The organism is Klebsiella sp. 2019SCSN059, from assembly GCF_021739525.1.
Classification (GTDB): domain Bacteria; phylum Pseudomonadota; class Gammaproteobacteria; order Enterobacterales; family Enterobacteriaceae; genus Klebsiella; species Klebsiella quasipneumoniae.
In genome coordinates this window covers 1-23,782 of the sequence record NZ_JAKKOM010000008.1, presented here as the reverse complement: position 1 = coordinate 23,782, position 23,782 = coordinate 1, and the positions used below count along the sequence as shown (strand labels likewise).

General features: G+C 57.9%; 25 protein-coding genes, 1 other RNA gene and 1 pseudogene. 15 read left to right on the top strand and 12 right to left on the bottom strand.

The features are described from left to right. Positions 1-2: 2 nt before the first annotated feature. Entirely contained in the window at positions 3-902 is a 900-nt protein-coding gene (gene hemF, locus L2I46_RS11325) for an oxygen-dependent coproporphyrinogen oxidase (RefSeq protein WP_032453691.1), read from the bottom strand. Next, on the bottom strand, positions 902-1,774 hold the full coding sequence (gene amiA / locus L2I46_RS11320; protein WP_004201984.1) for an N-acetylmuramoyl-L-alanine amidase AmiA: 873 nt from the start codon (positions 1,772-1,774) through the stop codon (positions 902-904). Before amiA ends, hemF begins: the two co-directional genes overlap by 1 nt. Positions 1,775-1,985: 211 nt before the next feature. On the opposite strand from amiA, the gene L2I46_RS11315 reads away from it, so the two are divergent. The 4 genes from L2I46_RS11315 to L2I46_RS11300 all read left to right on the top strand — a co-directional run bounded on the left by L2I46_RS11315 (position 1,986) and on the right by L2I46_RS11300 (position 4,478). Then, the gene (locus L2I46_RS11315; RefSeq protein WP_002913637.1) at positions 1,986-2,411 is read left to right on the top strand and encodes a GNAT family acetyltransferase; all 426 of its coding nucleotides are present in this window, start codon (positions 1,986-1,988) and stop codon (positions 2,409-2,411) included. Further along, entirely contained in the window at positions 2,398-2,847 is a 450-nt protein-coding gene (locus L2I46_RS11310) for a DUF2919 domain-containing protein (protein WP_032453690.1), read from the top strand. Before L2I46_RS11315 ends, L2I46_RS11310 begins: the two co-directional genes overlap by 14 nt. Positions 2,848-2,908: 61 nt before the next feature. Beyond that, on the top strand, positions 2,909-3,484 hold the full coding sequence (locus tag L2I46_RS11305; RefSeq protein WP_032453689.1) for an RpoE-regulated lipoprotein: 576 nt from the start codon (positions 2,909-2,911) through the stop codon (positions 3,482-3,484). 94 nt (positions 3,485-3,578) lie between these two features. After that, positions 3,579-4,478, top strand: a complete 900-nt coding sequence (locus L2I46_RS11300) for a Dyp-type peroxidase (RefSeq protein WP_023290600.1) — start codon at positions 3,579-3,581, stop codon at positions 4,476-4,478. 10 nt (positions 4,479-4,488) lie between these two features. Here the strand turns inward: L2I46_RS11300 and L2I46_RS11295 are convergent. Continuing rightward, positions 4,489-4,852, bottom strand: a pseudogene (locus tag L2I46_RS11295) (endonuclease domain-containing protein). A 200-nt stretch (positions 4,853-5,052) separates the two neighbouring features. Here L2I46_RS11295 and cysP point away from each other — a divergent pair. The 5 genes from cysP to cysM all read left to right on the top strand — a co-directional run bounded on the left by cysP (position 5,053) and on the right by cysM (position 9,891). Beyond that, on the top strand, positions 5,053-6,069 hold the full coding sequence (gene cysP / locus L2I46_RS11290; RefSeq protein WP_032444750.1) for a thiosulfate/sulfate ABC transporter substrate-binding protein CysP: 1,017 nt from the start codon (positions 5,053-5,055) through the stop codon (positions 6,067-6,069). Beyond that, the gene (cysT, locus tag L2I46_RS11285; RefSeq protein WP_002913626.1) at positions 6,069-6,902 is read left to right on the top strand and encodes a sulfate/thiosulfate ABC transporter permease CysT; all 834 of its coding nucleotides are present in this window, start codon (positions 6,069-6,071) and stop codon (positions 6,900-6,902) included. The genes cysP and cysT overlap by 1 nt, the downstream gene beginning before the upstream one ends. Further along, positions 6,902-7,777 carry a sulfate/thiosulfate ABC transporter permease CysW gene (cysW, locus tag L2I46_RS11280; RefSeq protein ID WP_004201990.1) on the top strand — a complete coding sequence of 292 codons (876 nt, stop codon included), beginning with the start codon at positions 6,902-6,904 and terminating at the stop codon, positions 7,775-7,777. Before cysT ends, cysW begins: the two co-directional genes overlap by 1 nt. Next, entirely contained in the window at positions 7,767-8,861 is a 1,095-nt protein-coding gene (gene cysA, locus L2I46_RS11275) for a sulfate/thiosulfate ABC transporter ATP-binding protein CysA (RefSeq protein ID WP_004201991.1), read from the top strand. Before cysW ends, cysA begins: the two co-directional genes overlap by 11 nt. A 118-nt stretch (positions 8,862-8,979) precedes the next feature. Continuing rightward, positions 8,980-9,891, top strand: a complete 912-nt coding sequence (gene cysM / locus L2I46_RS11270; RefSeq protein ID WP_236947870.1) for a cysteine synthase CysM — start codon at positions 8,980-8,982, stop codon at positions 9,889-9,891. Here the strand turns inward: cysM and L2I46_RS11265 are convergent. Together L2I46_RS11265 and ptsJ are read right to left on the bottom strand one after the other, a co-directional pair. Next, a complete protein-coding gene (locus L2I46_RS11265) occupies positions 9,888-10,283 on the bottom strand; it encodes a YybH family protein (RefSeq protein ID WP_049013912.1) in 396 nt (131 codons plus the stop codon). The two genes, cysM and L2I46_RS11265, sit on opposite strands and share 4 nt — an antisense overlap. A 163-nt stretch (positions 10,284-10,446) precedes the next feature. Further along, positions 10,447-11,745: a MocR-like B6 salvage transcription factor PtsJ gene (gene ptsJ, locus L2I46_RS11260; protein WP_064157295.1), complete on the bottom strand. Its 1,299-nt coding sequence runs from the start codon at positions 11,743-11,745 to the stop codon at positions 10,447-10,449. Between the two features lie 82 nt (positions 11,746-11,827). On the opposite strand from ptsJ, the gene pdxK reads away from it, so the two are divergent. Beyond that, positions 11,828-12,694: a pyridoxine/pyridoxal/pyridoxamine kinase gene (pdxK, locus tag L2I46_RS11255; RefSeq protein WP_236947869.1), complete on the top strand. Its 867-nt coding sequence runs from the start codon at positions 11,828-11,830 to the stop codon at positions 12,692-12,694. Continuing rightward, complete coding sequence (locus L2I46_RS11250; protein ID WP_044524307.1) at positions 12,691-12,930, top strand: hypothetical protein; 240 nt, start codon at positions 12,691-12,693, stop codon at positions 12,928-12,930. The genes pdxK and L2I46_RS11250 overlap by 4 nt, the downstream gene beginning before the upstream one ends. A gap of 40 nt (positions 12,931-12,970) precedes the next feature. Here the strand turns inward: L2I46_RS11250 and crr are convergent, their stop codons facing one another. The 5 genes from crr to cysZ all read right to left on the bottom strand — a co-directional run bounded on the left by crr (position 12,971) and on the right by cysZ (position 17,839). Then, entirely contained in the window at positions 12,971-13,480 is a 510-nt protein-coding gene (gene crr, locus L2I46_RS11245) for a PTS glucose transporter subunit IIA (RefSeq protein WP_000522253.1), read from the bottom strand. 42 nt (positions 13,481-13,522) lie between these two features. After that, positions 13,523-15,250, bottom strand: a complete 1,728-nt coding sequence (gene ptsI, locus L2I46_RS11240; RefSeq protein ID WP_004201998.1) for a phosphoenolpyruvate-protein phosphotransferase PtsI — start codon at positions 15,248-15,250, stop codon at positions 13,523-13,525. Positions 15,251-15,294: 44 nt separating this feature from the next. After that, positions 15,295-15,552, bottom strand: coding sequence for a phosphocarrier protein Hpr (gene ptsH / locus L2I46_RS11235; RefSeq protein WP_002913505.1), 258 nt, complete (start codon positions 15,550-15,552; stop codon positions 15,295-15,297). 380 nt (positions 15,553-15,932) lie between these two features. Further along, positions 15,933-16,904, bottom strand: a complete 972-nt coding sequence (gene cysK / locus L2I46_RS11230; protein ID WP_023290592.1) for a cysteine synthase A — start codon at positions 16,902-16,904, stop codon at positions 15,933-15,935. A 173-nt stretch (positions 16,905-17,077) separates the two neighbouring features. Continuing rightward, entirely contained in the window at positions 17,078-17,839 is a 762-nt protein-coding gene (gene cysZ, locus L2I46_RS11225) for a sulfate transporter CysZ (protein WP_023290591.1), read from the bottom strand. 230 nt (positions 17,840-18,069) lie between these two features. On the opposite strand from cysZ, the gene zipA reads away from it, so the two are divergent. The 3 genes from zipA (at position 18,070) to L2I46_RS11210 (ending at position 21,421) form a co-directional block, all read left to right on the top strand. Further along, positions 18,070-19,116, top strand: coding sequence for a cell division protein ZipA (gene zipA, locus L2I46_RS11220; RefSeq protein ID WP_023290590.1), 1,047 nt, complete (start codon positions 18,070-18,072; stop codon positions 19,114-19,116). Between the two features lie 69 nt (positions 19,117-19,185). After that, entirely contained in the window at positions 19,186-21,201 is a 2,016-nt protein-coding gene (gene ligA, locus L2I46_RS11215; protein ID WP_049013914.1) for an NAD-dependent DNA ligase LigA, read from the top strand. Between the two features lies 1 nt (position 21,202). Next, positions 21,203-21,421: a DUF3820 family protein gene (locus L2I46_RS11210; protein WP_004202007.1), complete on the top strand. Its 219-nt coding sequence runs from the start codon at positions 21,203-21,205 to the stop codon at positions 21,419-21,421. Here L2I46_RS11210 and L2I46_RS11205 read toward each other — a convergent pair. Continuing rightward, positions 21,418-22,416: a bile acid:sodium symporter family protein gene (locus L2I46_RS11205; RefSeq protein WP_023290588.1), complete on the bottom strand. Its 999-nt coding sequence runs from the start codon at positions 22,414-22,416 to the stop codon at positions 21,418-21,420. The genes L2I46_RS11210 and L2I46_RS11205 overlap by 4 nt on opposite strands. A gap of 88 nt (positions 22,417-22,504) precedes the next feature. Between L2I46_RS11205 and L2I46_RS11200 the strand changes: the two genes are divergently transcribed. Beyond that, positions 22,505-23,431: a LysR family transcriptional regulator gene (locus L2I46_RS11200; protein ID WP_060590115.1), complete on the top strand. Its 927-nt coding sequence runs from the start codon at positions 22,505-22,507 to the stop codon at positions 23,429-23,431. An 87-nt stretch (positions 23,432-23,518) separates the two neighbouring features. Here L2I46_RS11200 and L2I46_RS11195 read toward each other — a convergent pair. Then, a non-coding RNA gene (locus L2I46_RS11195) (RtT sRNA) lies at positions 23,519-23,656 on the bottom strand. Positions 23,657-23,782: the final 126 nt, after the last annotated feature.

Sequence of the window (23,782 nt, the reverse complement as noted above, 5' to 3'; positions counted from 1 at the left end):
GCTCAGATCCAGGCTTTCACTTTAATAAACTCGTTCAGCGCCGCCTCAGGGCTGCCGGCCTCCGGCTGGTAATCATATTCCCAGCGTACCAGCGGCGGCATCGACATCAGAATAGATTCCGTCCTACCGCCGGTCTGCAGACCGAACAGGGTGCCACGGTCCCAGACCAGATTGAATTCGACGTAGCGGCCGCGGCGATAGAGCTGAAAATGGCGCTCACGCTCGCCGTACGGCGTGGCTTTTCGGCGTTCGACGATGGGTAAATAGGCGTCAGCGTAACCGTTACCCACTGCCTGCATAAAGGCGAAGCAGTGGTCAAAATCCGGGGTGTTCAGGTCGTCAAAGAACAGACCGCCAATCCCGCGCTGTTCCTGGCGGTGCTTCAGATAGAAATAATCATCGCACCATTTTTTATAGCGCGGATAGACGGCTTCGCCGAACGGCAGACACAGATCGCGGGCGGTACGATGCCAGTGGACGGCATCCTCTTCAAAGCCGTAGTAAGGGGTTAAATCAAAGCCGCCGCCGAACCACCACACCGGCTCGGCGCCAGGCTTTTCGGCAATAAAGAACCGCACGTTGGCGTGGCTGGTGGGCACATAGGGGTTCAGCGGATGGACCACCAGCGAGACGCCCATGGCTTCAAAGCTGCGTCCGGCCAGCTCCGGGCGGTGGGCGGTGGCGGAGGCTGGCATGGCGTCGCCATGGACATGGGAAAAGTTGACCCCCGCCTGCTCGAACACATTGCCGTCGCGCAGCACCCGGCTGCGTCCGCCGCCGCCGCCTTCCCGCTGCCAGGCGTCTTCAATAAACGGCGCGCCATCCACGGCGCTTAGCTGCTGACAGAGGCTGTCCTGCAGCTGGAGCAGAAAAGTTTTAACCTGCGCGGCATCGGGTTTCATTAACGTCTCTTCGAATGGGCTTTCTGGTTATCGAACCAGTGGAAATAGCTGATAATGCCGTTGGCAATCGCGGTGGCGATTTTCTGCCGGAAGGCGGTGGTGCCGAGCAGTTTTTCCTCGTTCGGGTTCGTAATGAACGAAGTTTCCACCAGCACGGACGGTATGGACGGCGACTTCAGCACCACGAACGCCGCCTGTTCGGTATTGCGGCTGTGCAGCTTATGCACCGGCTTGATCTTTTTCAGGATATGCGAGCCCAGCGTCAGGCTGTTTTTAATGGTGTCGGTCTGTACCAGATCGAACAGCACCTGCTGCAGCAGATGGTCTTTATCCGTCGCTTTCTTACCGGCGACCTCGTCGGCGCGGTTTTCGCGATCGGAGAGGTATTTCGCCATGGCGCTACTGGCGCCGCGGTTTGACAGAGCGAACACCGAGGCGCCGGCAGCGCTCGGGTTGGTGAAGCCATCGGCGTGGATCGACATAAACAGATCGGCGCCGTGCTGATGGGCAATCTCCACGCGGTCATACAGCGGGATAAAGGTATCGCCGGTGCGGGTCAGGCGGGCATCAATGCCGTTGCTGCGCAAGATGCTGCGCACGTTCTTAGCGATCGCCAGCACCACATGCTTCTCTTTCGAGCCATTATGGCCGATAGCCCCGGTGTCGATGCCGCCGTGGCCCGGGTCGAGCATCACAATGCGGCGTGCGCCGGCCTTTTTGGCGGCGGGTTTGCTGTGTCCATTTGATGTTTTCAGTGGCTGCTCTTTTGCGCTGACCTGTGCGGTGACGCCGCTCAGCGTCATGGCAGCCAGCCCGGCTTTCAGCACCTGACGGCGCGAAGCAAGTATTTTTAAGGGTTTAAAAGTGCTCATTCGGCCTGAATTGTAAACAAGTGATGTCCAATGTTATATCGTATCGCGTTTGCCGTTACGACCATTCAAAATAAGAATTGTTTTACTTTTCATTTCAATACATGACAAAGTCATATTATGCCATTTTTTGTCGCTGATTTCGCCTGATATTGGCTATCCGTCATATTCGCGCCATAATCACTGTTTTTAACCGTCAATGGTGGGGAATACCATGGAGATTCGCGTTTTTCGCCAGCAGGATTTCGAAGAGGTTGTGACGCTGTGGGAGCGTTGCGATCTGCTGCGTCCCTGGAACGATCCGGAGATGGATATTGAGCGCAAGCTGAATCACGATGTCAGCCTGTTCCTGGTGGCGGAAGTGAACGGCGAAGTCGTCGGTACGGTGATGGGCGGATATGACGGCCATCGCGGGTCGGCCTACTATCTGGGCGTCCATCCGGAATATCGCGGTCGGGGGATCGCGAACGCGCTGCTCAACCGTCTGGAGAAAAAGCTGATTGCTCGCGGCTGCCCGAAAATCAATATTATGGTCCGCGAGGACAACGACGTGGTGCAGGGGATGTACGAGCGGCTGGGCTATGAGTACGCCGATGTCCTGACCCTGGGCAAACGCCTGATTGAAGATGAAGAATACTGAGTTTATCCCCGCCGATTTTGATGCCCATGGCCGTCTGCGTCTGCCTTTCCTTTTCTGGTGCGTGCTGTTGTTACAGGCCCGCACCTGGGTGCTGTTCTTGATGGCCGGCGCGTCGCGTCAGCAGGGCGACGCGATTCTAAATCTGTTCTATCCCGATCACGACCGCTTCTGGCTCGGTCTACTCCCCGGCGTGCCGGCGGTGCTGGCCTTTCTGCTTAGCGGCTATCGTCAGCGCCTGCCGCGCCTGTGGCGGGCGATGCGCTGGCTGCTGGTGTTATCGCAAGTGCTGCTGTTGCTGTGGCAGCCGATGCTATGGCTGAGCGGCGAATCTCCCTCCTCGCTGACCATCGGACTGCTGGCGGCGGATGGTTATGCCCTGTGGTGGCTGGCGACCAGCCGTCGCCTCGGCGCCTGTTTTCGCCAGACCACCTTTTAATGGCACTTTTTGCCGATCGTGAACTCCAACATGCGTTGAATGACTCAGAAAGGATTGTGATATGAAATCGCTACGTGTAATGCTCTGCGCGCTTCCGCTGGCGCTGACCGGCTGTTCAACGATGAGCGCGGTCAACTGGTCGGCGGCCTATCCGTGGAACTGGTTTGGTTCTTCCACCGAGGTGACCGAGCAGGGGGTGGGGAAACTGACGGCGTCCACGCCGCTCAACGAACAGGCCATTAGCGATGCGCTGGGGAGCGACTACCGTTTGCGCAGCGGAATGAAGACCGATAAGGGGAATATCGTCCACTACTTTGAAGCGCTGAAAGACAACAGCGTGGCGCTGACCATCAATGGCGACAACGGCGCCATCAGCCGGATTGACGTGCGCGATGCCGAAATCAAAACCGCCAGCGGCGTGAAAATCGGCACACCGTTCAGCGACCTGTACAGCAAAGCCTTCGGCAACTGCCAGAAAGGCAGCAATGACAATGGCGCGGTCGTCGAGTGTCAGGCCGAGGGGAGCCAGCATATCAGTTACGCCTTCACCGGTCACTGGAGCGGCCCGGAGGAGCTGATGCCCTCCGACGATACGCTGAAAAACTGGAAGGTCAGCAAAATTATCTGGCGTCGCTAAATTGATCTGAAGAGACACGACGGCCCTGAAAAACGGTTACAATGGCGCGTTAGCAACGCGACAGCGTTGTAATTGCATCATTTCAGGAGGAGCGATGTCTCAGGTTCAGAGCGGCATTTTGCCGGAACATTGCCGCGCGGCGATTTGGATTGAAGCCAATATCAAAGGGGACGTTAACGCCCTGCGCGAAGCGAGCAAAAATTTTGTCGATAACGTGGCCACCTTCCAGGCTAAATTCCCTGACGCTAAACTCGGTGCGGTGGTGGCGTTCGGCAATACCGTCTGGCGTCAGCTGAGCGGCGGCGAAGGGGCGGAGGAGTTAAAAGATTTTCCGGTCTACGGCAAAGGGCTGGCGCCATCCACCCAGTATGACCTGCTGATTCATATTTTATCCGCCCGCCATGAAGTGAACTTCTCGGTGGCGCAGGCCGCGCTGGCCGCCTTTGGCGACGCTATCGAGGTGAAAGAAGAGATCCACGGCTTCCGCTGGGTGGAAGAGCGTGACCTCAGCGGCTTCGTCGACGGCACCGAAAACCCGGCGGGGGAAGAAACCCGTCGTGAAGTGGCGGTGATCAAAGACGGCGTGGACGCGGGCGGCAGCTACGTATTCGTCCAGCGCTGGGAGCATAATCTCAAACAGCTGAACCGCATGAGCGTGCCGGATCAGGAGATGATGATTGGCCGCACCAAGGATGCCAACGAAGAGATCGATGGCGACGCACGTCCGGTCACGTCTCACCTGAGCCGCGTTGACTTAAAAGAAGATGGCAAAGGGCTGAAAATCGTCCGCCAGAGCCTGCCGTATGGCACCGCCAGCGGTACCCATGGCCTCTATTTTTGCGCCTACTGCGCGCGTCTGTACAACATCGAGCAGCAGCTGCTGAGCATGTTCGGCGATACCGACGGCAAACGCGACGCGATGCTGCGCTTCACCAAACCGGTGACCGGCGGCTATTACTTCGCGCCGTCCCTGGAGCGTATTCAGGCGCTGTAATGCTTTCCCTTCACCCTAACCCTCTCCGTGAGGGAGAGGGCCGGGGTGAGGGGGAAAGTTGCTCGTGCGTGCGCAGGATCACCTGCAGCACGCCGGTTTCGTTCCGGTCATACTCGATATTCCAGAAGCGTAAACGGTCCAGCCTTGCTGCTTAAGCCATGTTGTGCGGCGGGCATCGTATTCAGTCCGGCTGTCATCCTGGCCGCCGTCGAGCTCAATCACCAGGCGAAATCTTGAATATAGGGTCCAGCGGGATGCTGGCGGTGAAACTTGTAGCTGGCAAAACGGCGATCGCGCAGCTGGTGCCACAGGCGGCGCTCCTGCGGCGTCAGGTGGCGGCGCAACTGCCGGGCGTAATTTGTGCTGTTTTCCATTAACAAAGTGTGCCACGCTGTTCGCCCCTCGTCCGATTTCATCACCTTATTTGCCAGCCGCTTTCAGCTAAGCTTTGCCAGGTGCTTATTCCCTTTTCGACTTCCAAATCGCCAAACGGTATATAAAACCGTTACTCCTTTCGTACCCGTTATAAATATGATGATCATCAGTAAATGATCATTTTTGATAAGGGTGCGCAATGGCCGTTAAATCACTGAAAAAAGGATATCTGGCGCTGGCGGCTTCCATGCTGCTGGTGGCGCAGGCGCAGGCGACGGAGCTGCTGAACAGCTCCTATGATGTCTCCCGCGAGCTGTTTGCCGCCCTTAACCCGCCTTTTGAGCAGCAGTGGGCGAAGGACAATGGCGGGGACAAGCTGACCATCAAGCAGTCGCACGCTGGCTCGTCCAAGCAGGCGCTGGCGATCCTGCAGGGCCTGAAGGCGGACGTGGTGACCTACAACCAGGTGACGGACGTGCAGATCCTGCATGACAAAGGCAACCTGATCCCGGCCGACTGGCAAAGCCGCCTGCCGAACAACAGCTCGCCGTTCTATTCGACGATGGGCTTCCTGGTGCGCAAAGGCAACCCGAAAAACATTCATGACTGGAACGACCTGGTCCGCTCCGACGTTAAGCTGATCTTCCCGAACCCGAAAACCTCGGGCAACGCGCGGTACACCTACCTGGCGGCCTGGGGCGCGGCGGATAAAGCCGACGGCGGCGATAAAGCCAAAACCGAACAGTTTATGACCCAGTTCCTGAAGAACGTCGAAGTCTTCGACACCGGCGGACGCGGGGCGACCACCACCTTCGCCGAGCGCGGCCTGGGCGATGTGCTGATCAGCTTCGAGTCGGAAGTGAACAATATTCGCAAGCAGTATGAGGCGCAGGGATTTGAAGTGGTGATCCCGAAAACCAACATTCTGGCGGAGTTCCCGGTGGCCTGGGTGGATAAAAACGTCAAAGCCAACGGCACGGAAAAGGCGGCGAAGGCCTACCTGAACTGGCTCTACAGTCCGCAGGCGCAGACCATCATTACCGACTACTACTATCGGGTAAACAACCCGAAAGTGATGGATTCGCTGAAGGATAAATTCCCGCAGACCGAACTGTTCCGCGTGGAGGACAAGTTTGGCTCCTGGCCTGAGGTGATGAAAACCCACTTCGCCAGCGGCGGCGAACTGGACAAACTGCTGGCGGCGGGGCGTAAGTAATGTTTGCTGTGTCGTCCAAGCGCGTGCTGCCGGGCTTTACCCTGAGCCTCGGCACCAGCCTGCTGTTTGTCTGTCTGATTCTGTTATTACCGCTCAGCGCGCTGGTGATGCAGCTGGCGCAGATGAGCTGGGCGCAGTACTGGGATGTGATCACCAACCCGCAGGTGGTGGCGGCCTATAAGGTGACGCTGCTGTCGGCGTTCGTGGCCTCGATTTTTAACGGCGTCTTCGGCCTGCTGATGGCGTGGATCCTTACCCGCTATCGTTTTCCGGGCCGCACGCTGCTGGATGCCTTAATGGATCTGCCGTTTGCGCTGCCGACGGCGGTGGCCGGCCTGACCCTGGCTTCGCTGTTTTCGGTTAACGGCATTTACGGGGAATGGCTGGCGAAGTTCGATATTAAAGTGACCTATACCTGGCTCGGTATCGCCGTGGCGATGGCCTTCACCAGCATCCCCTTCGTGGTACGTACCGTGCAGCCGGTGCTGGAAGAGCTGGGACCGGAATATGAAGAAGCAGCGGAAACGCTGGGCGCTACGCGCTGGCAGAGCTTCCGCAAGGTGGTGCTGCCGGAGCTGTCGCCAGCGCTGCTGGCGGGCATTGCCCTGTCGTTTACCCGCAGCCTCGGCGAATTTGGCGCGGTGATTTTTATCGCCGGCAACATCGCGTGGAAGACGGAAGTGACGTCGCTGATGATCTTTATTCGACTGCAGGAGTTTGACTATCCGGCGGCGAGCGCCATCGCCTCGGTGATCCTGGCCGCCTCACTGCTGCTGCTGTTTTCCATCAATACCCTGCAGAGTCGCTTTGGTCGACGCGTGGTAGGTCACTAATGGCGGAAGTTACTCAATTGAAACGCTACGACGCGCCCCGCATCAACTGGGGAAAATGGTTTCTGATTGGCGTCGGGATGCTGGTCTCCGCCTTCATCCTCGTGGTGCCGATGCTTTACATCTTTATCCAGGCCTTCAGCAAAGGGTTAATGCCGGTGCTGGAAAACCTGGCCAATCCGGACATGCTCCATGCCATCTGGCTGACGGTGATGATCGCCTTGATTACCGTGCCGGTGAACCTGGTGTTCGGGACCTTGCTGGCCTGGCTGGTCACGCGCTTTACGTTCCCGGGACGCCAGCTGCTATTGACGATGCTGGATATCCCGTTCGCTGTCTCGCCGGTGGTAGCCGGTCTGGTTTATCTGCTGTTCTACGGCTCTAACGGTCCGCTGGGCGGCTGGCTTGATGCGCATAACCTGCAAATCATGTTCGCCTGGCCGGGCATGGTGCTGGCGACGATCTTTGTCACCTGTCCGTTTGTGGTGCGTGAGCTGGTGCCGGTGATGATGAGTCAGGGCAGTCATGAAGATGAGGCGGCGGTCTTGCTGGGCGCTTCCGGCTGGCAGATGTTCCGCCGGGTGACGCTGCCCAATATTCGCTGGGCGCTGCTGTACGGCGTGGTGTTGACCAACGCCCGCGCCATCGGCGAATTCGGCGCGGTGTCGGTGGTCTCCGGTTCGATCCGCGGAGAAACCCTGTCACTGCCGCTGCAAATTGAATTACTGGAGCAGGATTACAACACCGTCGGCTCGTTTACCGCCGCGGCCCTGCTGACGTTAATGGCTATTCTGACCCTGTTTTTAAAGAGTATGTTGCAATGGCGTCTGGCCAATCAGGAAAAACGCGCGCAACAGGAGGGAAATCATGAGCATTGAGATTGCCAATATTAAGAAATCGTTTGGTCGCACCCAGGTGCTGAATGATATCTCGCTGGATATCCCTTCCGGACAAATGGTTGCGCTGCTGGGGCCTTCCGGCTCCGGGAAAACGACCCTGCTGCGGATTATCGCCGGGCTGGAGCATCAGACCAGCGGTCATATCCGCTTCCACGGTACCGACGTCAGCCGGATGCACGCCCGCGACCGTAAAGTGGGCTTCGTCTTCCAGCACTATGCGCTGTTCCGCCATATGACCGTGTTCGATAACATCGCCTTTGGCCTGACCGTGCTGCCGCGCCGCGAACGACCCAACGCCGCGGCGATTAAAGCCAAAGTGACCAAACTGCTGGAGATGGTGCAACTGGCTCACCTGGCGGATCGCTATCCGGCGCAGCTGTCCGGTGGTCAGAAACAGCGCGTGGCGCTGGCGCGCGCCCTGGCGGTAGAGCCGCAAATTCTGCTGCTGGATGAACCTTTCGGCGCGCTGGATGCGCAGGTGCGTAAAGAGCTGCGCCGCTGGCTGCGTCAGCTGCATGAAGAGCTGAAATTTACCAGCGTGTTCGTCACCCACGATCAGGAAGAGGCGATGGAAGTTGCCGACCGGGTGGTGGTGATGAGCCAGGGCAACATCGAACAGGCCGATGCGCCTGAACGCGTGTGGCGTGAGCCGTCGACCCGCTTCGTGCTGGAGTTCATGGGGGAAGTGAATCGCCTGCAGGGGGTTATCCGCGGCGGACAGTTCCACGTTGGCGCTCACCGCTGGCCGTTAGGCTATACCCCGGCTTACCAGGGGCCGGTGGATCTGTTCCTGCGTCCGTGGGAAGTGGACATCAGCCGCCGAACCAGCCTGGATTCGCCGCTGCCGGTGCAGGTCCTGGAGGCCAGCCCGAAAGGTCACTACACCCAATTAGTCGTCCAGCCTCTGGGGTGGTATGACGAACCGCTGAGCGTGGTGTTAACGGGCGATGAGGCGCCGTCCCGCGGCGAACGGCTGTTCGTCGGGCTGCAAAACGCGCGCCTGTACAACGGTACCGAGCGTATCGAGCCGCGCGGCGAGCTTGCTCTGGCGCAGTCGGCCTGATAGCTTAAATCCATGTGCTTTTGCCGGGTGACGCTGTGCTTACCCGGTCTGGAATTATCACGCGTCTGGTAGGCCGGGTAAGCGAAGCGCCGCCCGGCTTTTTTATTGAGTAAAAATCGTGAATACACTCGAACACACCATCGGCAATACCCCTCTGGTCAGGCTTCAGCGTCTGGGGCCGGACAATGGCAGCGAAATCTGGGTCAAACTTGAAGGCAATAATCCAGCCGGTTCGGTGAAAGATCGCGCTGCGCTGTCGATGATCGTTGAAGCGGAAAAGCGGGGCGAAATTCAGCCCGGCGACGTGCTAATTGAAGCGACCAGCGGCAACACCGGTATCGCGCTGGCGATGATCGCCGCGCTGAAAGGCTACCGGATGAAGCTGCTGATGCCCGACAACATGAGCCAGGAGCGCCGGGCCGCGATGCGCGCCTATGGCGCCGAGCTGATCCTGGTCACCAAAGAGCAGGGGATGGAGGGGGCCCGCGACCTGGCCCTGGAGATGGCTCAGCGCGGGGAGGGCAAACTGCTGGATCAGTTCAACAACCCGGACAACCCCTACGCCCACTACACTACCACCGGGCCGGAAATCTGGCAGCAGACCGAGGGGCGTATGACCCACTTTGTCTCCAGTATGGGGACCACCGGCACCATTACCGGCGTGTCACGTTTTCTGCGCGAACAGAGTAAACCAGTGACCATTGTCGGCCTGCAGCCGGAGGAGGGCAGCAGTATTCCCGGGATACGCCGCTGGCCGGCAGAGTATATGCCGGGGATCTTTAACGCTTCGCTGGTGGATGCGGTGCTGGATATTCATCAGCAGGATGCCGAGAACACCATGCGTCAACTGGCGGTACAGGAAGGCATTTTCTGCGGCGTCAGCTCTGGCGGCGCGGTAGCCGGGGCGTTACGTATCGCTCGCGAAAACCCAGGCGCGGTGGTGGTGGCGATCGTCTGCGATCGCGGCGATCGCTACCTCTCCACCGGCGTGTTCGGCGAGGAACACTTTAGCCAGGGAGCGGGTATTTAATCATCGAGCAGGTCGGTGCCGTAGGAGTTATCGACGGTGCACAGCCAGCGCTCGCCCTGCTTCTGAAAGACATAGGTTGCGCGTCGCGTAACCTGTGTTATCCCCTGTGCCGTCGGGATATCCAGCCGGGTCTCCATAATCACCAGCGCATTGCCGCCGCCCTCGATGATCTCCATTTTCCCCTGAGTCACGATCAGCCGGTGCTGGAAATAGTCGGCAATGGCGATAAACGCTTTGCGGATATTCTCTTTCCCTCTGACCACCATGCCTGGTTTGACGACCAGCGCGGCGTCTTCCGCGTAATAGCCCATCAGGGTATCGTAATCTTCCTGCGAGATAGCGCGGTCGCAGGCCTCAATGACTGTTTTTAGCGTCAGGTCAATGTGATGCATCTCTGGTGCTCCTTATTGTGAGCGATTTGTCAGCCACCGAGAGCGTTGTATCCGTCTCGACGTTCCGGTCATGCAGGTAAGACTACGCCTGTTTTCGTTTAATTTTTCAGTAATTTGTCGACAGCTGCCATCACTCCCCGATGCGTTCGGCGCACTGCCTGCGTCAGGGGGCGTCTAAGACCTGGGCTATATCGGCCGCCAGGCGGGCAATTTCAGCGTCGCTCAGGCGGCCCAGCGACAGGCGTAGCCCGTGGGAGGGCGTACGGATGCCAAACACCTCCCCCTCGCGGACCAGCCAGCCGGCGCGGGCCAGGCGTAAGGCGTAGGGTTGGCTCGCCGTTGGCAGCGGCAGCCAGAAATTGAGGCCATCGCCAGGCGCAGCATGACTGTCGCCGTGCCGGGCCAGCGCTGCCGCCAGTTTCTCATTCTGTTGCCGATAGTGACGGCGGGTCTCCGTCATCGAGGCGATAAACGCCTTATCGGTGAGACAGGCCAGCGTCAGATCCTGCAGCAGATGGCTGACCCACTGGCTGCCGGCGTTAAGCCGCAGACGCAGCGCGGAGGAGGTGTCGACATCGCTGGCGATAAAAGCCAGCCGCAGGTCTGGCCCGAGGGTTTTTGACATCGAACGCACCACCGCCCAGCGTTGGGTGCTCGCTGGCAGAGGAGAAAACCAGGGCGTGGCCGACAGCAGGGCAAAATGGTCATCGACGATCGCCAGCACCTGCGGATAGCGGGCCAGCACCTCCCGCAGGGCATGCGCCCGGGTTTCCGTCAGGCTACAGCCGGTAGGATTGTGCGCGCGCGGGGTCAAGATCACCGCCCGCGCGCCGTTGCGTAACGCCTCCTCCAGCCCGTCTGGATCCATCCCCTCGGCATCCACCGCCACCGGGCAGGGGGTAAAGCCAGCGTAACGCACCATATTGATGCTGCTGAGAAAACAGGGATCTTCAACCACCACGCCGTCGCCGGGGAGCAGCAAGGCGCACAGCAGACGCTCCAGCGCGTCAATCGCCCCGCTGGCGAGATTCAGGGCAAAGGGAACGGTTATCTCCCTGGCAAACCATGCCTCAGCCCATTCTCCTAGCCGCGGCTCGATGGGGGCATCGCCATACAGGCGGGGCGTGCGGGCAATTTGGCCCAGATAGCGTGGTAAATCAGGCAGCCTGGCGGGATCCGGATTGCCGCTGGAAAGATCGTTCAGCGGCGTCGTGGGGTCACCGCCTTCCAGCGCTGGCAGCGGATCCCGTGCTTTGATAGCTGTGCCGTTTCGTCCCTGGCTGACGGCCAGCCCGGAGGTGACCAGCCGTTTATAGGCGGCGGCGACGGTATTGCGATTCACCGCAAGCTGGCTGGCGAGCTCGCGGACCGGCGGCAGAACCTCTCCGGGCTGCAAGCCACCGCTCTGCACCAGATGGCGGATATGATCGAAGATATCGCTGGCGGTTTTTCCGGCAAACATTATTGACCTATGACAAAATGAAATTTAGCATAGGACGAATCATAATCAGAGCGTGACCCGCTGTCCAGCGGGGGGAGAAAAGATGGGCCAGCAAGATGACATACAATCAGTGCTCTTTCACGACAAAAGCCGGGCGTCGGAAGTCGATATCGTCGCCGTGCAGTCGCAGGTAGTCTACGGCAGCGTCGGCAACAGCATCGCGGTACCGGCGATTAAACAGCACGGTCTGCGCGTGCTGGCGGTGCCGACGGTGCTGTTCAGCAATACGCCCCATTATGAGACGTTCTATGGCGGCATTATCCCGGAGGAGTGGTTTGTCGGGTACCTGCAGGCGCTGGAGGAGCGCGACGCGTTGCGCGAACTGCGCGCGGTGACCACCGGTTATATGGGCAACGCCGTGCAAATTGAACGTCTGGCGCAGTGGCTGACGCGGGTCCGCGACCGCCATCCCGATCTCTGTATTCTGGTGGATCCGGTGATTGGCGATGTCGACAGCGGCATCTACGTCAAGGCCGAGATCCCGGACGCCTATCGTCAGCACCTGCTGCCGCTGGCGCAAGGGATCACCCCTAATCTGTTTGAGCTGGAGACGCTGAGCGGCCGGCGCTGTCGCAATCAGCCGGAGGCGGTCGCCGCGGCGCGTAGCCTGCTGTCGGACAGCCTCAAATGGGTGGTGATCACCAGCGCGCCGGGAGAAGCTGATTCGACGATCAATGTGCTGGTGGTGACGGCCGATGCGGTGGAGGTGGTGGTTCACCCGCGGGTGGAGACGGATTTAAAGGGTACCGGCGATCTGTTCTGCGCCGAGCTGGTGAGCGGGTTGCTTTCCAGCCTGGCGCTGGGGGCTGCGACGGAGGCAGCCGCCCAGCGCGTGCTGGAGGTGATGAACTGGACTGCCGCGCAGGGATGTGACGAACTGATCCTGCCGCCGCTGGAGAAACAGAGATGAAAAGCTATCGGTTAGTGATCCGTCAGCAGGGACGCATTGTTGGTCATTTTGATACTTCAGGGGAGGCGGCGCTGGAGGATGCCTGCGTGGCGCGGTCGCTGTTCGGCCTGGCCGGTGGATATCAGTGTGAACTGCTGGTCTCTGACAGCGAGCGGCGAATTCTGGAGAGCACTCCGGAAGGATTGCGTATCTTATCCCGCGAAAAATGCTATCAGCCGGTGACCCACGCGATATAAAAAAATGGCGCCTTTCGGCGCCATTTTTATGCAGCAGATATTACTTCTTGATGCGGATTACCGGGGTTTCACCCACGGTCACGCTACCGGACAGTTTGATCAGCTCTTTGATCTCGTCCATGTTGGAGATAACCACCGGAGTCAGGGTCGACTTGGCTTTCTCTTCCAGCAGCGGCAGATCGAATTCGATAACCGGGTCGCCGACTTTCACGCGCTGGCCTTCTTCAGCGATACGCTTGAAGCCTTCGCCTTTCAGTTCAACGGTATCAATACCGAAGTGAACGAACAGCTCGATGCCGCTATCAGATTCAATAGAGAACGCATGGTTGGTTTCGAAAATTTTACCAATGGTACCGTCTACCGGCGCGACCATTTTGTTGCCGGTCGGTTTGATGGCAATCCCATCGCCCACAATTTTTTCCGCAAAAACCACATCCGGCACGTCTTCAATGTTGACGATCTCACCGGAGAGGGGAGCAACAATCTCAATAGTTCCGGTGTCTTTCTTGTCATCAGAAACCAGAGATTTCAATTTATCAAACAAACCCATGATCTTCTCCTAAGCAGTAATTTGGGCCGCGCATCTCGTGGATTAGCAGATTGTTTTTTCTTCAATGAACTTGTTAACCAGCGTCATTAACTCGTCCGTTGTCGGTTGAGCAAGAGCCTGCTCTGCTAATACTTTCGCATCTTCGAAGTTCGTGTTACGAATAATCTTCTTGATGCGCGGGATGGAAATGGCGCTCATAGAGAATTCGTCCAGCCCCATACCCAGCAACAGAAGTGTAGCACGTTCATCGCCCGCAAGCTCACCGCACATGCCAGTCCATTTACCTTCAGCGTGAGAAGCATCAATAACTTGCTTAATCAGATTCAGTACAGACGGTGACATCGGCTGGTAAAGATGTGAAATCATATCATTACCACGGTCAACTGCCAGAGTATATTGCGTTAAATCATTGGTGCCGATACTAAAGAAATCAACTTCTTTGGCCAGATGACGAGCAATGGTCGCCGCAGCCGGTGTTTCCACCATCACGCCGATCTCAATGGATTCGTCAAATGCTTTACCTTCGTCACGCAGTTCCTGTTTGTAGATTTCGATCTCTTTCTTCAGCGCACGCACTTCTTCAACAGAGATGATCATCGGGAACATAATGCGCAGCTTACCGAAAGCGGAGGCACGCAGGATGGCGCGAACCTGATCGCGGAGGATCTCTTTACGATCCATCGCGATACGCACAGCACGCCAGCCGAGGAACGGGTTCTCTTCTTTCGGGAAGTTCATGTACGGCAGCTCTTTGTCGCCGCCGATGTCCATGGTACGCACGATAACGGCCTGAGAGCCACAGGCTTCAGCCACCGCTTTATAAGCCGCAAACTGCTCTTCTTCGGTTGGCAGCGCGTCGCGATCCATGAACAGGAATTCAGTACGATACAGGCCTACGCCTTCGGCGCCGTTGCGCTCAGCACCTTCGACGTCGCGAACGGTACCAATGTTGGCGCACACTTCAACCTGATGGCCGTCGAGAGTAATCGCCGGCAGATCTTTCAGTTTCGCCAGTTCGGCTTTTTCTTCCGCAACCTGAGCCTGCAGATTACGCAGCGCTTCAATTTGCTCGTTGGACGGGTTGATCAGAACCTGGTTGTTCACCGCGTCGAGAATCAGATAGTCGCCGTTTTTCACCTGCGCCGTGATGCTGCCGGTGCCCACGATGGCCGGCAGTTCGAGGGAACGCGCCATGATGGAGGTGTGGGAGGTACGGCCGCCCGCGTCGGTGATGAAACCCAGCACTTTTTTCAGGTTCAGCTGTGCGGTTTCTGACGGGGTCAGATCGGCGGCGACGAGAATGACTTCATCCTGAATCGCGCTCAGATCGATGATGGCCAGACCAAGGATGTTGCGCAGCAGGCGCTTACCGATATCACGTACGTCAGCCGCACGTTCTTTCAGGTATTCATCGTCCAGCTCTTCCAGGGCAGTGGCCTGACCGTCGATAACTTCATTGGCTGCCGCGTCGGCAGTCATATGCTTATCTTTAATCAGGGCTATGATTTCCTGCTCAAGCTCCTCATCTTCCAGCAGCATAATATGCCCTTCGAAGATGGCTTCTTTTTCTTCACCGAAAGTTTCACCAGCTTTGGTTTTGATGACCTCCAGCTGGGCGGAGGCCTTGGCGCGGCCGCTCAGGAAACGTTCGACTTCCTGATCAACCTTATCGGCAGAAATTTTCTTCCGGTCGATGACAATTTCATCTTCCTTCAGCAGCAGTGCTTTGCCGAAGGCGATACCCGGGGATGCTAAAATGCCTGAAATCATAACCCTACCTTACTTGTGACTGATATGAAAAAGAACCCGTGAACTTACTCGAGTTCAGCCATCAGTTTAACCAGATGCTCAACCGCTTTCTGTTCATCTTCGCCTTCCGCGGAGAGGGTTACTACGGTGCCCTGGGTCAGGCCCAGAGTCTGCAGTTTGAACAGGCTTTTGGCGCTGGCGCTTTTGCCGTTGGAGGTTACAGTGATCTCAGAAGTGAAGCCTTTAGCTTCTTTAACAAACTGAGCAGCAGGGCGGGTGTGCAGACCGTTCGGAGCGGTAATGGTAACTTCTTGCTGGAACATTATATTTCCCCAACTTATAGGTTTAGTGTTGTGGACCTAAAGTCTAGTCTAACGACTCGACTTTAGCCTGTATTGTTAGCGCCGGCGTTACGTTTCCGGCCTTGGCGTCGGCAGCGCCTGGCGCTGCGAAGACCTGCGGGCCATTGACGTCTAGCACGTCATTAAACATTATGCCGCGAAAGGAAGACTTGAACCAAATCATAAAATCGATTCAGCTGGCGGAAATCCTCTTCTGAATAATTTCGCGCATCAAAATAAATGTGCTGGTTAAATACCAGACCCTACGAGGTGAATCAATGCCAGGAGGGGTAAAACTTTGACGTATGCCACAAAAAAGCACCTGAAAAGGTGCTTTTTTACACATTATTTACAAGCTGGCACTACTGTTGCAGTTCTTTCTCGGTGAAGAGATCGGCAAACAGCGCGGTGCTTAAATAACGCTCACCCGAGGAAGGCAGGATAACCACAATATTCTTATTGGTAAAGGCTTCATCTTCCTGCAGCTTCAGCGCCGCGGCAACGGCGGCCCCGGAAGAGATACCCGCGAGGATGCCTTCTTCTTCCATCAGGCGGCGTGCCGTGGAGATCGCTTCATCATTGGTGATGCCGATCACTTTGTCCACCAGCTTCAGATCCAGGTTACCAGGAATGAAGCCGGCGCCGATGCCCTGAATTTTGTGCGGGCCCGGCTTGAGCTCTTCACCCGCCAGCGCCTGGGAGATAACCGGCGAATCGGTCGGTTCAACCGCGACGGTGAATAGATCTTTTTTGCCCTTGGTGTTTTTAATGTAGCGGCTGACGCCGGTCAGCGTACCGCCGGTACCTACGCCGGAGATGAAGACATCCACCTGACCGTCGGTGTCTTCCCAGATTTCCGGGCCGGTGGTCTTTTCGTGGATTTCCGGGTTAGCCGGGTTGCTGAACTGCTGTAGCAACAGGAATTTTTCCGGGTTGCTGGCGACAATCTCTTCCGCTTTCTGAATGGCGCCTTTCATGCCTTTGGCGCCTTCGGTCAGCACCAGGTTGGCGCCCAGCGCTTTCAGAAGCTTACGACGCTCGATGCTCATGGTTTCCGGCATGGTTAGCGTTAGCTTGTAGCCGCGAGCCGCCGCCACGTAGGCGAGGGCGATACCGGTGTTGCCGCTGGTCGGTTCGACCAGTTCCACGCCAGGTTTCAGCACGCCGCGCTTTTCAGCATCCCAGATCATATTGGCGCCGATACGGCATTTTACGCTAAAGCTCGGGTTACGAGATTCTACCTTTGCCAGGATACGGCCGTTACCAATGCGGTTCAGTCGTACCAGCGGCGTATGACCGATAGTCAGGGAGTTGTCTTCAAAAATCTTACTCATGGCCCGTCCTTAACTGTATGAAATTTGGGGGTACGGCATCAGCATACCCGCTTAAAGAATATGCGGAAGTAAGGATTTAGCATATCTATATGCGGAAGGGAAATAATGATGATCAAGAAGGAATAAGTGAGATATAAGGAGCGGCTTTCGCCGCTCCAGGGGAGGTGCTGCTGTTACTTCCAGCTGGCGTGTCTGTCGCGATAGCAATCGACCCACATGGCGGTGGCGCCGCAGATAGCCACCGGGAGGATCACCAGGTTTAACACCGGGATCATGGTGAACAGGCTGGTGAGCGCGCCAAACTGCATATTCATCACCTTGCGGCTGCGCAGCGCTTCGCGCATGGTCCTGAAGGGGACCTTGTGGTTATCGAAGGGGTAATCGCAGTATTGAATCGCCAGCATCCATGCGCTGAACAGGAACCAGAGTACCGGGGCCACCGTCTGGCCAACGCCGGGTATAAAGTAGAGCAGCAACAGCACGATGGCGCGGGGCAGGTACCAGGCCAGCTTCTGCCACTCACGCTTCATGATGCGCGGAATATCCTTCATGATGCCAAAGACGCCGACGTCCGGCGGGGTGGCGCCAGTCAGACGCGCTTCCAGCTGTTCCGCCAGCAGGCCGCTGAACGGGGCGGCAATCCAGTTGGCAATAGTAGAAAAGAAATAGCCAAACACCAGCAGAATCGACAGCACCACCACCGGCCACAGCAGGTAGTTTAGCCACTGCAGCCAGTCAGGCACATGGCTCATCAGCGAAGGGATCCAGCTGTCGAGACGGGTAAACAGCCACCAGAAAGCACCGCCCATCAGCAGCACGTTAACCAGTAAAGGCAGGAAGACATAACGACGTATGCCCGGCAGCCTGATGAGTTTCCAGCCCTGCGAAAAGTAGTATACGCCGCTACGCGGGGTCGGTGCGGATGATGAAACCATAGCCAGGCATTGCTCCTTTTTGAACATCCAGTGTGAATGCTCGCTTATTTTATCGGGTCGTCAGACAATAACCAGTTAGGAAATGTTCGAAAAAACAGCAAAAAGCACGATTTAGTTCATCTTTATGTGGTGAAAGCGACCGACGCACTTGCACTTGAGGTAATCGGCAAATACTCTTAGTGAGTAAATGTTTGCCGTGGTGGCAAGGTGTTAGAACAACAGAGAATATAATGATGCAGGATTTGCGTCTGATATTAATCATTGTTGGCGCGATCGCCATAATCGCTTTACTGGTACATGGTTTCTGGACCAGCCGTAAAGAACGTTCTTCGATGTTTCGCGATCGCCCACTGAAACGTATGAAGTCGCGCGACGATGAGTCGGAAAACGACGACTTTGATGATAATGTTGAAGGCGTAGGTGAAGTCCGCGTTCATCCGGTGACTCACGCTCCGCACGGCGCGCATGGGGAGCATGAAGCCCCTCGTCAGGCGCCGCAGCACCAGTACCAGCCGCCTTACGAGCGCCAGATGCAGCAGCCTGTGCGTCCTGAGGAACCGGTTCGTCAGGCGCCGCCGCGCCAGGCCCCGGCACAACCGCAGGGACAACCGTCTGCGCCGCATGCGGCTCCGCAGCCTGGCTGGCAACAGCCGCAACCCGCGCAGCCGCAACACCAGCCGCAACCTGCTGTGCAACAGCCTGTCGCGCCGCAGCCGGTGACCCCGACCGTCGCCCAGCCGCAACCGGCCGCTCCGCAGCAGCCTGCGCCCCAGCCTGTTGCCGCGCCGCAGCCCGCGGTTGCTGAACCGCAGCCGACAGAGCCGCAGCAGCCTGCAGCGCCCCAGCCGAAAGAGCGTAAAGAGACGGTCATCGTGATGAACGTTGCCGCGCACCATGGCGCGCAGCTTAACGGCGAGGTGCTTATCAATAGCATCCAGCAGGCCGGGTTCAAGTTTGGTGAAATGAATATTTTCCACCGCCATCTGAGCCCGGACGGCAGCGGCCCGGTACTGTTCAGCCTGGCCAACATGGTGAAGCCGGGGACCTTCAATCCGGACAGCATGGCGGATATGATGACCCCTGGGGTGACTATCTTTATGCAGGTCCCTTCCTACGGTGATGAACTGCAGAACTTCAAGCTGATGCTGCAGTCTGCGCAGTATATCGCCGATGAAGTGGGCGGCGTGGTGCTTGACGATCAGCGTCGCATGATGACGCCGCAAAAACTGCGTGAATACCAGGATCGTATTCGCGAAGTGAAAGACGCGAACGCCTGACGTCCCGCGTTATCTCAACTCCTTCACAACCCCCGCCTGTCGGGGGTTTTTTATCATTGATGGTGTGATATGGAACCGATCGAACAACAACTGACTGAACTGCGAACCACGCTTCGCCATCATGAATACCTGTACCACGTTATGGACGCACCGGAAGTGCCCGATGCGGAGTATGACCGGCTGATGCGCGAGCTGCGCGAGCTGGAGAGCCAGCATCCGGAGCTGATTACCCCGGATTCACCGACTCAGCGCGTGGGGGCGGCGCCGCTGACCGCCTTCAGCCAGATCCGCCATGAAGTGCCGATGCTGTCGCTGGACAACGTGTTTGACGAAGAGAGCTTTCTGGCCTTCAACAAGCGGGTGCAGGATCGCCTGAAAAGCACTGACCCTCTCATCTACTGCTGCGAGCTGAAGCTCGACGGCCTCGCGGTGAGCATTCTCTACGAAAACGGCGTGCTGGTGCAGGCGGCGACACGCGGCGACGGCACCACCGGCGAGGACATTACCTCTAACGTGCGAACCATCCGCACCATCCCGCTCAGGCTGCATGGCGATAATATTCCCGCACGCCTGGAAGTGCGCGGGGAAGTGTTCCTCCCGCAGGCCGGGTTCGAAAAAATCAATGAAGAAGCTCGACGCACCGGCGGAAAAGTGTTTGCTAACCCGCGCAATGCGGCGGCGGGCTCGTTGCGCCAGCTGGACCCGCGCATCACCGCGAAGCGACCGCTTACTTTCTTCTGCTACGGCGTTGGGGTGCTGGAGGGCGGTGAGCTGCCGGCCAGCCACTCGGCCCGTTTACAGCAGTTTAAAGCATGGGGATTACCGGTGAGCGATCGCGTCACCCTATGTCATACCCCCGAGGAAGTGCTCACTTACTATCGTAAAGTCGAGGAAGATCGTCCCCATCTGGGCTTTGACATTGATGGCGTGGTGATCAAAGTCGATTCGCTGGCGCTGCAGGAGCAGTTAGGTTTCGTGGCCCGCGCGCCGCGCTGGGCAGTGGCCTTTAAGTTCCCCGCCCAGGAGCAGATGACTTTCGTCCGGGACGTGGAGTTCCAGGTGGGCCGCACCGGGGCGATTACGCCGGTGGCGCGCCTGGAGCCGGTCCATGTCGCCGGCGTGCTGGTGAGTAATGCCACGTTGCATAATGCCGATGAGATCGAACGCTTAGGCTTGAAAATCGGCGACAAGGTGGTGATTCGCCGGGCAGGCGACGTGATCCCTCAGGTGGTCAACGTGGTGCTTTCCGAACGCCCGGCAGATGCCCGGGATGTTGAATTCCCGACCCACTGCCCGGTCTGTCAGTCCGACGTTGAGCGAGTGGAAGGCGAGGCGGTAGCCCGCTGTACCGGCGGCCTTATCTGCGGCGCGCAGCGTAAAGAGTCGCTCAAGCACTTTGTCTCCCGTCGCGCGCTGGACGTTGACGGCATGGGCGACAAGATAATCGACCAGCTGGTGGAGAAAGAGTACGTCCATACCCCGGCGGATCTGTTCCGACTGACCGCAGGGAAACTGACCGGGCTGGATCGGATGGGGCCGAAGTCCGCGCAAAACGTGGTCAACGCTCTCGAGAAAGCCAAAGAGACAACCTTTGCGCGTTTCCTCTACGCCTTAGGCATTCGCGAGGTAGGAGAAGCGACGGCGGCGGGCCTGGCGGCGCATTTCGGCACCCTCGAGGCCCTGGAGCAGGCTTCCATTGAGGAGCTGCAGAAGGTCCCTGATGTCGGCATTGTGGTCGCCACCCATACCTTCAACTTCTTTGCCGAAGAGAGCAACCGCGATGTCATCGCGCAGCTGCTGACGGAAGGGGTTCACTGGCCGGCGCCGGTGGTGGTGAAGGCGGAAGAGATTGACAGCCCGTTTGCAGGCAAAACCGTCGTCCTGACCGGCAGCCTCAGTCAGCTGTCACGGGATGACGCCAAAGCGCGTCTGGTGGCGCTGGGGGCGAAGGTGGCGGGCAGCGTATCGAAGAAGACCGATCTGGTGATTGCTGGCGAAGCGGCGGGTTCTAAGCTGGCGAAAGCGCAGGAGCTCGGCATCGAGGTGATTGACGAAGCCGAAATGATGCGTCTGCTGGGAGAATAACGTGGATAAAGCGCAGCTGGTCGAGATCGCCAATACTGAGATGCCGTTCGGTAAATACAAGGGGCGTCGTTTAATCGATGTCCCGGAGGAGTATTTATTGTGGTTTGCGCGCAAGGATCAATTCCCTGCCGGCCATCTCGGCGAGCTGATGGCGCTGACCCTGCTGATTAAAAGCGAGGGGCTGAGCGATCTGGTCCAGCCCCTGAAGAAAGCGCGTTAAGCTTTGGCTGCGTTGGCCTTTTCCTGAGCGAGACGCGCATCGGTTTGCTGTTTATAGCGCCGCGCCAGCACCGCGCAGACCATCAGCTGGATTTGATGGAAGATCATCAGCGGCAGCACCATGATGCCGAGGATGGAGGTCGGAAAGAGAATATTGGCCATCGGGATGCCGTTGGCCAGGCTCTTTTTCGAACCGCAGAAGACGATGGTAATTTCATCGGCTTTGTTAAAGCCGCAGCGGCGGGCGACGAACACATTGACCGCGATGACGATGGCCAGCAGCACCAGGCTGACCACCACGATAAACAGTAGCGATCCCAGACCCACTTTATGCCAGATGCCGTTCACCACCGCCTCGCTAAAGGCGGAGTAAACCACCAGCAGAATCGAGGTCTGGTCGGTCTTACCAATCCACTTCTTATGCTTCGCCACCCAGTTGCCGATCCACGGCCGCGATAAATGGCCGAGCACGAAAGGCAACAGCAGCTGCAGCATGATCTTTCCGACCTGCTCGAGGCTACCGCCTGCGCCATGAAGGTTCATCAGGGCACCCACCAGCAGCGGTGAAACAAAGATGCCCAACAGGCTGGAGGCCGAGGCTGAGCAGACCGCCGCCGCGACGTTGCCTCCGGCCAGCGAGGTGAAGGCGATGGCGGATTGCACGGTGGCCGGCAGAATGCACAAATAAATAAAGCCGCTGTAGAGCATCGGATCGACCTTCACCGGCGCCCACCAGGCAAACAGAACCCCCAGCACCGGAAAGAGAATAAAGGTGCTGCACATCACCCACAGATGCAAACGCCAGTGGCTGCCGCCGGCGATAATTGCCTCCCGGGAGAGTTTGGCGCCGTGCATAAAGAACAGCAGGGCGATGGCGGCAGTGGTCAGATGTTCAAAGAAGGGGACGAAAGCGCCACGGGCCGGGAAGAATGAGGCCAACAGGACAACGGTGACCAGGGTTGCCGTAAACGGATCGAGAATGCGGAAAAGTTTCATAAACGCTCCTGAAAAGAGATGCGTTATTGTGCTTTTTTTGATTTGAGAAATAAAATTGATTTATTGCATCTATTCATGAATAAAAAAGATGAATTACTCTCTGCGTCAGTTAAAAGTATTTGTTACCGTCGCCCGCGCCAGGAGCTTTAGCCGGGCGGGGGAGATGATTGGCTTAAGCCAGTCGGCCGTCAGCCACAGCGTCAAGGAGCTGGAGCATCAGACCGGGGTCCGTCTCCTCGACCGTACCACCCGGGAGGTGGTCCTCACCGAGGCGGGTCAGCAGCTGGCAGGCAGGCTGGAGCGTTTGCTCGATGAGCTGGCGGTGACGCTGCGCGATGCCGGTCGGGTTGGCCAGCAGCTGAGCGGCACCGTCAAGGTTGCCGCCAGTCAGACGATTTCCGCCCACCTTATTCCCCAGTGTATTGCCCATAGCAATCGTCGCTATCCTGATATCGATTTCGTCCTGCACGACCGGCCCCAGCAGTGGGTGCTGGAGAGTATTCGCCAGGGGGAAGTGGATTTCGGCATTGTGATTGACCCTGGCCCGGCGGCGGACCTGCAATGTGAAGTGGTCCTGGCGGAACCTTTTTTGCTGCTCTGCCGGGAGGATCATCCTTTTGCCAGCCTGACTGAAGTGCCATGGCAGGCGCTACAGAATGAGAGACTGATCCTGCAGGACTATGCCTCCGGCAGCCGTCCGCTGATTGATGCGGCTCTCAGCAGGCTGGCTGTGCGGGCGAACATTGTGCAGGAGATTGGCCATCCGGCAACGCTGTTTCCGATGGTGGAGTCGGGAATTGGCATCAGCGTACTGCCGGCGCTGGCGCTGCCGTTACCGCAGGGAAGCCATCTGGCGGTGAAGCGACTCACTCCGATAATGGAGCGGCAGCTGATGCTGGCATGCCGGAAAAATCGCTCGCTGTCGACCGCCGCCCAGGCCTTATGGGAAATCGTGCGAGAAGAAGGGGAGAATCTCACCGCCGCCAGGGTTGAAGATCCGCTGTATCAGCGTTGATAGCGGTTTATCGCCACGGGGAGGCTCGTGGCCAGAGCGTGCGTTCCGCGCATAGCAAAAAGGCGCCTTTAGGGCGCCTTTTTACATTGGTGGGTCGTGCAGGATGACTCGGCTTCGCCTCGCCCTTCGGGCCGTCGCCGCAAGCGGCTCCGTTGTCTCACTGCGTTCGACCCGAACCTGCTGCAGAGACACTCGTCTCATCCTGAGACTCGCCCTGCGGGCCAACGCCGCCGCGTTGTTCAAAATTGTTCCCGACAATTTTGTCGAATCGTTGAGTTCCGCGCATAGCAAAAAGGCGCCTTTAGGGCGCCTTTTTACATTGGTGGGTCGTGCAGGATTCGAACCTGCGAC